This is a genomic window from Mammaliicoccus fleurettii (assembly GCF_003970575.1).
GTDB classification, from domain to species: Bacteria; Bacillota; Bacilli; order Staphylococcales; family Staphylococcaceae; genus Mammaliicoccus; species Mammaliicoccus fleurettii.
Genome location: NZ_RXWZ01000089.1, coordinates 1 through 1,497, shown reverse-complemented (window position 1 = coordinate 1,497; position 1,497 = coordinate 1). Strand labels below are relative to the sequence as shown.

1 protein-coding gene and 2 pseudogenes are annotated in these 1,497 nt (G+C 31.5%); 2 read left to right on the top strand and 1 reads right to left on the bottom strand.

Features of this window, described 5'->3' with window-relative positions:
• Positions 1-63: 63 nt before the first annotated feature.
• Both CD129_RS13565 and CD129_RS13560 read left to right on the top strand, forming a co-directional pair.
• Positions 64-207 (top strand): annotated as a pseudogene (locus tag CD129_RS13565) (hypothetical protein); the annotation flags it as partial.
• 156 nt (positions 208-363) lie between these two features.
• Positions 364-447: pseudogene (locus tag CD129_RS13560) on the top strand (protein rep); the annotation flags it as partial.
• 139 nt (positions 448-586) lie between these two features.
• Here CD129_RS13560 and CD129_RS07830 read toward each other — a convergent pair.
• Positions 587-787: a hypothetical protein gene (locus tag CD129_RS07830; protein ID WP_107641103.1), complete on the bottom strand. Its 201-nt coding sequence runs from the start codon at positions 785-787 to the stop codon at positions 587-589.
• Positions 788-1,497: the final 710 nt, after the last annotated feature.

Below are 1,497 nucleotides of genomic sequence, written 5' to 3'. Positions count from 1 at the left end.
ACATTACATCAGTCTTGTTTTATTTAGAAATTCATAAAGCTTATAAAAAAATGAAGTTAAATCATGATACGTTATTACAGAAATTCGATTTATCTGAATCTAACATTCACAATCATGATGTTATTGTCTTATGAAAAAAATATGACGTTAGCTCCATCAAAATTATCTGAGAAAATAGGTAGTAAGAAATCTACTAGAACGGGAGTTTTAAAAGGTTTAGAAAAAAATGGGTTAGTTAAAAGAGTAGCTTTATCTAATGATAAGAGAACAAATTATGTTCAATTAACTGATCTTGGTTTGATGAAATTAAAAGAATTTTTACCTTATAACTATGAAGTTGTTTCAAAAGTTTTCGGAGTTTTTAATGAAGAAGAAAAAGCACATTCAATTACTGCAATTTGGAATTTTGAAAAACAAAATTATTACTTAAAAGATTTGAAACGTTAGCTTAAAGGCTAGCGTTTTTTTATGTCTTTTTGCCCCTGCGGGAACTATAGCTTTCAACCGGCATGGTTGACCATTTTTTATGTTAACTTTTAAGTTTGCATGTAACTGGGCAGTGTCTTAAAAATCGACACTGGGTATTTTAAAAAATGATGTCTGGATTATCTGCGAAATAAAAATCATAAAGTTTAAGAAATTCAAAATCAGTATCTGGGATATTTTGTTCTTTCATGATTTTGATTACTTTTTGAATTCGCTGGTCGTTAGGAATGTTACATAGTTCAGCAATTTCTTTTGAGGTTTTATCAAATACTGAAAAAGTGAAAGTGAAGTTAATTGTCATAAAAAACACCTCTTATTTGGCTCATATTTGCGTTTTAAGAAACAAAGAAGGTTATACAGGTAATAAAACTATATATTTTTAAAGTTCGCTCTAAATACCCCTTTAAAATGCAAATAAAGATATTTGATTATCACACGCCGATTTTGTTTTTAGCACGACACCTTTTTGGGTGTGTAAGTGCGCCCTTGGATATACAAATAAAAGCTACCTCAAAATTGAGATAGCTTTTTCTTTCATACGGTCTATTTATTTTTCTTTCGACGCCGTATCGTCGATGTAATTCAAAAAAAGTTATGGGCTATAAATCTACATCACTTTTTCAAGAATGTAGTAGCAATATTCAAGACAAATTAATTTTTATAACTGCTCGGAATATCTCAAGCCGTTTCTTTAATTTTGAAATAAAAAAATCGACGAAGGTCGATTAGGGTTTTTGCACCGTTTGGAACAAACGTATAAGTGCGCCCTTACGGGATTTAACTAGATTATAACGATGAATTTTGGACCTGTAAAGCAATAACAATTGGGTCTACTAGGTCTACCAAGTAGACAAGGAAAGACCACGCATTTATGCCGAGAAAATTTATTGATCGTTGAGAAGAACCCTTAACTAAACTTGCAGACGAATGTCGGCATAGCGTGAGCTATTAAGCCGACCATTCGACAAGTTTTGGGATTGTTAAGGGTTCCGAGGCTCAACGTCAATAAAG

Bases quoted from the DNA above. Each gene is read 5' to 3' on its own strand.
- CD129_RS07830 (WP_107641103.1), bottom strand. From the start codon at position 787: ATGACAATTAACTTCACTTTCACTTTTTCAGTATTTGATAAAACCTCA.